Annotated in this window: 6 protein-coding genes and 2 pseudogenes; 6 read left to right on the plus strand and 2 right to left on the minus strand. The window is 62.8% G+C overall.

What is annotated here, in order from left to right:
* The first annotated feature begins 36 nt into the window (after positions 1-36).
* The 4 genes and pseudogenes from CO660_RS29160 to CO660_RS29175 all read left to right on the plus strand — a co-directional run.
* Positions 37-1,894, plus strand: a pseudogene (locus CO660_RS29160) (EAL domain-containing protein).
* A gap of 77 nt (positions 1,895-1,971) precedes the next feature.
* Positions 1,972-2,967 carry an NAD(P)H-quinone oxidoreductase gene (locus tag CO660_RS29165; protein ID WP_097601535.1) on the plus strand — a complete coding sequence of 332 codons (996 nt, stop codon included), beginning with the start codon at positions 1,972-1,974 and terminating at the stop codon, positions 2,965-2,967.
* Positions 2,968-3,128: 161 nt separating this feature from the next.
* Positions 3,129-3,908: a class I SAM-dependent methyltransferase gene (locus CO660_RS29170; RefSeq protein ID WP_097601536.1), complete on the plus strand. Its 780-nt coding sequence runs from the start codon at positions 3,129-3,131 to the stop codon at positions 3,906-3,908.
* 73 nt (positions 3,909-3,981) lie between these two features.
* A pseudogene (locus CO660_RS29175) lies at positions 3,982-4,332 on the plus strand (MarR family transcriptional regulator); the annotation flags it as partial.
* A gap of 39 nt (positions 4,333-4,371) precedes the next feature.
* Here CO660_RS29175 and CO660_RS29180 read toward each other — a convergent pair.
* Positions 4,372-5,583, minus strand: coding sequence for an MFS transporter (locus CO660_RS29180; RefSeq protein WP_097601537.1), 1,212 nt, complete (start codon positions 5,581-5,583; stop codon positions 4,372-4,374).
* 536 nt (positions 5,584-6,119) lie between these two features.
* Between CO660_RS29180 and CO660_RS29185 the strand changes: the two genes are divergently transcribed.
* A complete protein-coding gene (locus tag CO660_RS29185; RefSeq protein WP_097601538.1) occupies positions 6,120-7,127 on the plus strand; it encodes an asparaginase in 1,008 nt (335 codons plus the stop codon).
* A 59-nt stretch (positions 7,128-7,186) separates the two neighbouring features.
* On the opposite strand, the gene CO660_RS29190 is transcribed toward CO660_RS29185, so the two are convergent.
* Complete coding sequence (locus tag CO660_RS29190) at positions 7,187-7,942, minus strand: DeoR/GlpR family DNA-binding transcription regulator (protein ID WP_097601539.1); 756 nt, start codon at positions 7,940-7,942, stop codon at positions 7,187-7,189.
* A 140-nt stretch (positions 7,943-8,082) separates the two neighbouring features.
* On the opposite strand from CO660_RS29190, the gene CO660_RS29195 reads away from it, so the two are divergent.
* Positions 8,083-8,439 carry a DUF4406 domain-containing protein gene (locus CO660_RS29195; protein ID WP_097601544.1) on the plus strand — a complete coding sequence of 119 codons (357 nt, stop codon included), beginning with the start codon at positions 8,083-8,085 and terminating at the stop codon, positions 8,437-8,439.
* The last annotated feature ends 202 nt before the right edge of the window (positions 8,440-8,641 follow it).

Here is an 8,641-nt window from a genome sequence, read left to right on the forward strand (position 1 = left end):
GGCGAAAGGGTTCGTTGATCCTTCTGCGGCAGGTTTCTGAGCAAGAAGAACAAGTCGCAGTGGAGATCGGCCCACAATGAACACTGCAATATCCTTGGCTGGCGCCGTCGAGCCGGGCGTGCTCCGCCGTTATGCGAGCGATCAGATGGTAACCCTTGCCAAGCTCGTGGTCGAGAACGCCTTCCAGCCGATCGTCGAAGCCGGCACCGGTACGGTTTTCGGTTACGAGTCCCTTATGCGCGGCCAGGAACGCATCGGCTACGACACGCCGGCCGACATTCTCGACGAGGCGCATCGGACCGGCCAGCTGCTGCAGCTCGAACAGATGGTCGCCAGCCGTGCGCTCGCCAAGTTCGCGACGTTGTCGAATTTCTCCACCTCGACCCTGTTCCTCAATCTCGACGTCCGGCTGATCCGCGATGGCGAGCGCCTGGTCGAGAGCCTCCTGCAACATTTGCGAACCGCGAATATTCCGCCGTCCTCCATCTGTTTCGAATTCTCCGAACGTTTCGACAATACCAGCGTGCCGGAATTCGCCGCCCTGGTTTCCACGCTGCGCAAGGCCGGCTTCAAGCTGGCGATCGACGATTTCGGCGTCGGTCACGGCGAGATGAAACTGCTTTGCGATCATGCCGTGGATTATCTGAAGATTGACCGCCATTTCGTAGCTGAGATCGACCGCAGCCCGCGCAAGCGCCATCTGCTGAAGAGCATAGTCAACATCGCCCACGTGCTCGGAACGCGCGTCATCGCCGAAGGCATCGAGACCGAAGCCGAATTCATCGCCTGCCGCGAATATGGTGTCGATCTCGTCCAGGGCTGGTTCATTTCCCGGCCGACGACGCATATGTCGGAGCTGGCCCCATCCTTTCCGCATCTGCAGGAGCTCGGGAAGAGCAAGCGCGGCAGCCAGTCGCTCGACGAAATTCTCATCCGCAAGCAGATCGAGCTCTTGCCGACGGTCTACGAAAACGACAGCATCGACAGCGTCTTCGAACTTTTCCGCCGCAATCCGCGCCAGGCCTTTTTTCCCGTCCTCAACGCTAATGACGAGCCGCGCGGCATTATCCATGAGCATCACCTCAAGGAATATATTTATCAGCCTTTCGGCCGCGACCTCCTGAAGAACAAGATGTACGAGCGCTCGATTTCGCATTTCGTCGAGATGGCGCCGATCGTCGGCCTCGACAGTGATGCCGAACAGCTGATGGCGATCTTCGCCAATATGGAAGGCAGCAACTGCCTGATCCTGACCGACAATATGCGTTATGCCGGGGTCGTTTCCGCCGCATCGTTGATCAAGGTCATCAATGAGAAACAGCTGAAGACTGCCCAGGACCAGAACCCTCTGACTGGCCTGCCGGGCAACCACGCCATCCGTGATTTCATGCGCCAGTCCGGCCGCGACGGCGATGAGGTCCGGCATTTCTGCTATTGCGACTTCGACAATTTCAAGCCTTTCAACGACGCTTACGGCTTCCATCTCGGTGACCACGCGATCTCGCTGTTTGCCGCGCTGATGCGCCGCTATTTCTTCGCCGAGCGCCATTTCCTCGGCCATGTCGGCGGCGACGATTTTTTCATCGGCGTCGTCGGCTGGACCAAGGAGGAGCTGACCGAGATCCTCGACCGGCTGATCAGCGATTTCCACGACGACGTGCTCGATCTTTATTCCGACGAGCACCGCGCCGCCGGGCGCGTCCTCGGCCACGACCGCACCGGCGCCGAGGCCCTGTTCCCGCTGATGCGCTGCTCGATCGGCGTTCTCGAGCTGCCGGAAGGCCTCGTCATCGACGATATCAACCGCGTCAGCGCCGAAATTGCCGTCATCAAGTCGGCCGCCAAGGAGAGCGAGGAGGGCCTCGCCTTCCATTTCCTGGGCGAGGCGAATTGACGCCCTTGCCGCTTCTAGCCTTCCCAAGCCGGCCGGGCTGATCTATTCCGAACCTCCGGGATCAGGAGGGCCGCGCCATGTCACTGCCTCAGGAAATGCGTTTCGTCGATCTCAAGTCCTTCGGCGGGCCTGATGTGATGGTGATCGGCAAGCGTCCGCTGCCGAAGGCCGGCGAAGGCGAGGTCCTCGTGCGCGCCGAGGCGATCGGCGTCAACCGTCCCGATATTGCCCAGCGTCAGGGCAGCTATCCTCCACCCAAGGATGCGAGCCCGATTCTCGGGCTGGAGCTGGCAGGCGAAATCGTCGCCGTCGGCCCGGGTGTCGTAGGTCACGCGGTCGGCGACAAGGTCTGCGGGCTTGCCAATGGCGGCGCCTATGCCGAATATTGCCTGCTGCCGGCAGGGCAGGTTCTGCCCTTTCCCAAGGGCTATGATGCGGTCAAGGCGGCGGCCCTTCCCGAAACCTTCTTCACTGTCTGGGCCAATCTCTTCCAGATGGCCGGGCTGACCGAAGGCGAAAGCGTGCTGATCCATGGCGGCACGAGCGGTATCGGCACGACGGCGATCCAGCTTGCCCGCGCCTTCGGCGCCGAGGTCTACGCCACGGCAGGCTCAAAGGAAAAATGCGAGGCCTGCGAAAGGCTCGGCGCCAGGCGCGCGATCAACTACCGGAGCGAGGATTTCGCCGAAGTCATCAAGGCCGAGACCGGCCACGGCGTCGACATCATTCTCGACATGATCGGCGCCGCCTATTTCGAGCGCAACATCGCTTCGCTCGCCAAGGACGGCTGCCTGTCGATCATCGCCTTCCTCGGCGGGGCCGTCGCCGAAAAGGTCAATCTCTCGCCGATCATGGTCAAGCGTCTGACGGTCACGGGCTCCACCATGCGCCCGCGCACGGCCGAGGAAAAACGAGCCATCCGCGACGATCTGCTCTCAGAGGTCTGGCCGCTGCTCGAAGCGGGCACGATCGCCCCCGTCATCCACAAGGTGTTCGCCTTCGAGGATGTCGTCGAGGCGCACCGGCTGCTGGAAGAGGGCAGCCATGTCGGCAAGGTCATGCTCACCGTTTGAGGTCAGCTTCGGGCCAGCATTCGTGGGCAAGGTGAAGCTGACCTTGGCTGTCTGTGAGTCTCTGGGGTCGTTGAACAGTTGTCTGATCGAAACCCGGCCCCGAAACTGCGCATCATGATGTGGCGTTGCTTGCGCGTTGTACGGTCCCTACGAGGAATACAATGGCTCTATTCCACGCCTGCCCCATCTGCCGCAGCAGAATCCCGCATTTCGTACCGCTTCCCCGCTATTACATCGACAAGGCGGTTGAGCACGGCTTTCCCTATCGCATCGATGAATTCGAGACGATCAATCATCAGGCCTATAGCTGCCCCAATTGTCATTCGACCGATCGCGACAGGCTCTACGCGCTGTTTCTGACGCCGGTGTTCCAGCGGCTCGACCAGGCAAAGGCGGTGCGCTTCCTGGACATTGCGCCGGGCCGGGCCTTGAGCTTCTGGCTCAAGAGCCACCCGCATGTCTTCTACCGCAGCTGCGACATGCATATGCCGGAGGCAGACGACAAGGCTGATATCCATAACCTGCCATATGCCGATGAGAGCTTCGACTTCGTGCTTTGCTCTCATGTGCTTGAACATGTCGACGATCCAGTACGAGCCACCGCAGAAATCAGGCGTGTTCTCAAGCAGGACAGCGTGGCTATCCTGATGGCGCCGATCTGCCTGTCGATCGAAGACACCTATGAAAATCCCGAGGTGACGACACCGGAAGGCCGCTGGGCGCATTTCGGCCAGGACGACCATGTGCGCATCTTCTCAAGGTCCGGCTTCATCGAAGTGATCCGGCGCGCCGGTTTGGCGGTCCAGCAGATTCCGGTCACCGACTTCCTGACGCCAGACGTCTGCGATACCTATGGCATCGGCCGCGGCTCCGTTCTCTATCTCGGCGTCAAGCAGGAGGCCATCCAGCAGGAGCCGGAACCAGAGCGCAACGTCGCCTGAGAACCCGGAAATCATTCAGTGGTGAAAAGGCGTCCCCAAGCCGAGGCGCCTTTTCAATTTCACCTGTCTCGGCGATCAGCTTGGGGCAGGAGCGCTCGACACCGTCATCTCCGCCCGCGAGGCCGAGACGCTGAAGCGCTATCGCCACGAGCTCGAAAACGCCGGCGACCTGGCTGCGCGTGTCGAGGGCCTGGCTGCGATCCGCACCCGCGAGGGTTATATGGCCGACAGCTGGCAGGAGGCGGACGGCTCCTTCATGCTGGTTGAAAATCACTGTCCGATCTGCGCGGCGGCCACCGCCTGCGCCGGCTTCTGCCGCTCCGAACTCGAAACGTTCCGCGCTGTCCTCAGCGCCGACGTCGAGCGCAGCGAACATATCCTCACCGGCGCCCGCCGCTGCGCCTACCGCATCACGACGCGGTAAGCCTTGGCGATTGAAGCGGGCGTGTGCCCTGCGCCGCACTCAGGCCGGCTGCCGCGCCTGCCGCCTGCTGCTTTCCAGATGGAGCAACGCTCCGATCGCCGCGAGACCCGCGCCGGCGCCGACGAAGGCGGTGCCGGAATAATCGGTGAGCGATGTGCCGAATGCGAAGAGCCCGGCGGCGATGCCGGTGCCGATGAAGGTATTGAGCGAGAGCAGCGAGGTTCCGAGCCCCGGCCGGTCGGCGATCAGGTCCTGCAGATAGGTGATCGGCACGCTGAGGATTGCCGCCGCGCCGCAGGCATTGACGAGCAGCAGCGCATAGATGTGCCAGGGCGCGGAAGCAAATCCGAGCAGCAGCAGGTAGGCGCAGTAGATCAGCGCGCCGAAGGCCAGCACATGCGCGGTGCGGAAGCGCCGCTGCGCTAGGCCCCACATCATCATGAACGGCATTTCGAGAAGCGCCGTCAGCCCGGCGATGAAACCGACATCGGCGACGTTTCCGCCCGCCGCACGTGTGATGATCAGCGGCAGAAGCATGCCGTTCAGCCGCTGCAACGCGAAGAGCAGCGACATGATGACGACGCGGATCAGCACGTTCGGCATGAAGATCCGTTTCAGCGAAGCGAGGAAACCCACCGGATCGGCAGCAGGGCCGGCGCTGCCGTTGCCGGGGGCGAAGAAGAAATACAGGCAGAAGCAGGTGCAACTGGCGAGTGCCGCGATGCCATAGGCCGGCGTCATCGATGGCGAATTGACGAGATAAAGGCCGATCAGCCCCGGCGCCAGCGCCCAAGAGCCGGAAAACAGCGCCCGCACCGTCGCCGTCACCGCCGCGCCCTCGCCACGCTCCATCTGGTTGGTCCTGGCGCGCAGGCTGGCGAAGAGCAGCGAATAGGTGGAGCCGCTCATCGGCACCAGCAGCAGCGTCGAAAAGATAAAGATTGCCGGGCTGTGAATGATCGCGATCGACCCGAAGCCGAGCATGCCGGCGACCGAAAGCCCCAGCACCAGCGGCCGGCGCTCCTTCAGCCTGTCCGACCAGATGCCGAGCGTCAGACTCGTCGCAACGTTGACGACCGCCGAGAAGAACACCAGCGCCGAATAGGCGCCGTTGCTTAAGTCCAGCTCGTTGATGCCGATGATCGACTGGTAAGGTACGGTGGAGGCATAGGTAAAGGCAAGCGCGACGAGCGTCACGGCGGGAATGCGGATCCTGTTGTCGCGCAGGATGAGGGAGAAGCTGGATGACATGGGGGCGGTTCCTGATGCACCACTCTTAGCCGGATCGCACACGCCAGAGAAACGATAGTTTTCGATCGCATGCGTCAGTTTCTGTGATGGTTATCGGCATGACCTGATGGCCGTCTGACGGAGCTGCCGGGTCGAGCTCCGGCTGGATTCCAGGCTCAAGGCCTGGAATGACGGAGGATAGGGGGTCGACCGATAGAAAGCGCGACTGCCCTGCGGAGCATTGGTGCTACACTTGTTACTCCGCCGTACGTCGCGTAGTCGCCCGGTGTAAATGCGCCATGCCCCGGCCCGTTGACTCTACCCATCTTCTGCTCTTAGTGCTCGCGGGGGTTGATAGTGGCGGTGTGCTGCGGAAAATTGTCGTCGAAAGGCAATAAGCGCGGAAGCCTCCCCACTCTCTCTTAAAGTCTCTGCCAAACATCGTCGGCGCCGCCGGCAGCAGGAGCCCGCGCAGCCACAAAACAGGCCACCCCGTTGGCTTTCGCGCCCCGACGCGTTATGCCTGCCGCATCCCGCCAGCATTCGGATGAGAGCCCATGACCAATCCCGTCACCGTCGAAGTCACCCGCGGCCTGCTCGTCGAAAGCCGTCATCGTGGCGCGGTGGCGGTCGTCGATGGCGACGGCAAGCTTGTCTTTTCGCTCGGCAACATCGACGCCGCCGTCTTCCCACGCTCGGCCTGCAAGGCGATGCAGGCGCTGCCGCTTGTCGAGAGCGGTGCGGCCGATGCCTATGGCTTCAGTGATAAGGAGCTGGCGCTCGCCTGCGCCTCGCATAATGGCGAGGACGAACATGTGGCGCTTGCCGCCTCGATGCTGTCGCGCGCCGGCCGCAATGCCGAAGCGCTGGAATGCGGCGCCCACTGGTCGATGAACCAGAAAGTCCTGATCCATCAGGCCCGCACGCTCGCCGCACCGACGGCGCTGCACAACAATTGCTCGGGGAAGCACGCCGGTTTCATCTGCGCCTGCTGCCACCGCGATATCGACCCGAAGGGTTATGTCGGCTACGAGCACCCGCTGCAGGTCGAGATCCGAGCAGTGATGGAAAGCCTGACTGGAGCCGCGCTCGGCGCCGAGAGCTGCGGCACCGACGGCTGCTCCATCCCGACCTATGCCGTGCCTTTGCGCAGCTTGGCCCACGGCTTTGCGAAGATGGCGACCGGCACCAGTCTGGAGCCCCTGCGCGCCAAAGCATCCCGGCGCCTGATCGAGGCCTGCATGGCCGAGCCCTTCTATGTCGCCGGCTCCGGCCGCGCCTGCACCAAACTGATGCAGATCGCTCCCGGTCGCATCTTCGTCAAGACGGGCGCCGAGGGTGTCTTCTGCGCCGCCATCCCGGAAAAGGGCATCGCCATCGCGCTCAAATGCGAGGATGGCGCCACCCGCGCCGCCGAGGCCATGGTGGCGGCCACACTCGCCCGCTTCTTCGAGACGGAAGAGACGGTGCATGCCGCTCTGATGGGCTTTGCCGCAACCGGGATGCGCAATTGGAACGGCATCCATGTCGGCGATATCAGCGCGACCACCGTCTTCTCCGCATGATGCGGAAAACTGCGCACGGTTTTCGTACGCCATCGAGCCCCTGACTTTTCTGCGCAGGATTACGCTTCAGCGATCGTGCCGTTGAGGTCGCGATAGGGCTTCAGCCGCTCGGCCGGAATCTCGGCCTGCACGATCAGTCCCGCCACCTCGGCAATGCCGAGCACCGGGCAGGGCGAGACGAGATCGAACTTCTCCTCCGTCAGCAGCACATGCGTTTCGGCCGAGCAGCGGGCGATATGCCGCTTGATCGCCGCTTCCTCGAAATCGCCGGTGGAAAGCCCGTGCACGGGGTGGGCGGCGGTGACGCCGAGGAAGAAGAGATCGGGGCGCAGCTGCGAAATCGCCGCCATCGCCGCAGCGCCGGTCGCCACCATTGAATGTTTGTAGAGCCGTCCGCCCGCCAGGATCACCTCGGCCGTCGGATGGTGCTCGAGCTCGGCGGCAATCGTCGGACTGTGGGTCGCGACCGTCAGCGCCATGTCGCGCGGCAAATGCCGGGCGATTTCGGCGGTCGTCGTGCCGCCGTCGAGGAAGATCATCTGCCCCGGCCTGACCATCGCCGCCGCCGCGGCTCCGAGCCGCGCCTTGATTTCGGACGAGACGCTGCGCCGCGCCGTGAAATCCGGCAGCTCCGGTGCCAGCGGCATCGCACCGCCATGCACGCGTTTCAAGAGTCCCTCCGCCGCCATTTCCCTGAGGTCCCGCCGGATCGTGTCTTCCGAAAGCGAAAAATCCTCGGCGACACGCCTGGCGATCACCTGGCCGTCGCGGCGCAATATGTCGAGAATCAGGGTCTTGCGCTGCGTCGTCAGCATTGTGTCTCCGCACGAAAATTCACGAGATGGCATGATATTGCACGAAATGACTCGACATTCAAGAAATATCGTGCATTTTCAGGAAATCCCGTGCATGAGGCCGGGAGTGCTCGCACAGAAGCGGAGCGATGGAGTGGATCATGTTGATTTTGATTGCCGGGCCTTATCGGTCCGGGACGGGCGACGACCCGGAAAAGATGGCCGCCAACCTGAAGCGGCTGGAGGAACCCTCTTATGCCTTGTTCGAGGCCGGCCATGTGCCGATGATCGGCGAATGGGTGGCCCTGCCGATCTGGCACGCCGCCGGCGGCAGATCGGTCGGCGATGCGCTCTACGAGCAGATCTTCCACCCGGTCGCCGGCCGGCTGCTGCAGCTCTGCGAGGGCGTGCTGCGCTTGCCGGGTGAATCGAAGGGCGCGGACAACGACGTTCGCATCGCCAGGGAACGCGGCATCCCGGTCTGGCATCGGCTGGAGGATGTGCCGGGCTGCGGGTGAGTAAGGGTGCCCCGTGGGGCGCCCCTCACCTTAGCCCTCTCCCCGTTCTGACGGGGAGGGGACGTGCCAAACGCAACCTTGAGATAGAGGAAGCGGGTGCGGCATACCCCTTCTCCCCGTCAGAACGGGGAGCAACCATGTTCAATTTTTCCGGTGTTGTGGCGTCCATTCGGTCTTGCGAAAGAGGATTGTGTTGGCGAGA

The sequence above is a fragment of the Rhizobium sp. L9 genome (genome assembly GCF_002531885.1).
Taxonomy (GTDB): Bacteria; Pseudomonadota; Alphaproteobacteria; order Rhizobiales; family Rhizobiaceae; genus Rhizobium.